The 584-nt window shown below is 56.8% G+C and carries 1 pseudogene; it reads right to left on the bottom strand.

The features are described from left to right. Positions 1 to 85 precede the first annotated feature (85 nt). Positions 86 to 517 (bottom strand): annotated as a pseudogene (locus tag ACTHUR_RS16250) (HD domain-containing protein); the annotation flags it as partial. Positions 518 to 584: the final 67 nt, after the last annotated feature.

The following is a 584-nucleotide window of genomic DNA, read 5'->3' as shown; positions in this document are numbered from 1 at the left end:
TGGTTTCTTATTTGGGCGGCTGGCAAGAATAATTTTTCATACGGCCTTTTGATTGGTAAATATCAAAGGCCGTCTGAAATATAATACGCATGGTTTCCGCCTGTTGGGCGCGCTCTTCAGGCGTGGCGAGGCTGTCCACACGGGCAAAGTGTGTAAGCTTCTGCACTTCGTCCACACCTTTGACCAGCTCGGCGACAGTACTGTTGCAGCGTTCCGTGAGCAGCTCACGCCAGTCGGGCACAAAACGCACGATGTCGGCCAAAAGCGTGGCGGCCACCGCATCGGGCAGCAAATCCAATTCGTTCACCATACGCGCCGCACCCAAAAGGTGCGCCAAAAGCGGCTCGCCCGCAGGCGTGGCCGCATCGGCAGGATAATGCGTCTCGGCCAGCGACAAGGCCGTCTGAAGCAGCTTTTGCGCAGGTTCGGGCAAACCGGCGGTGTGCGCGTCAAACCACGCGCGGGATTCTTGCAGCGGTGCGGCGGGGATTTCCGGTGTTTGTCGTGTGTTGCTCATGGCATGCCGTTTCTCCGTTTGTTTTGTTTCGACATAGCGGCTGTATTGTAGCAGCTTGCCCGTATTT

Source organism: Neisseria sp. P0021.S007 (assembly GCF_051956855.1).
Note: the sequence above shows the minus strand (reverse complement) of the source record. Positions and strands in the feature narration are given on the sequence as shown.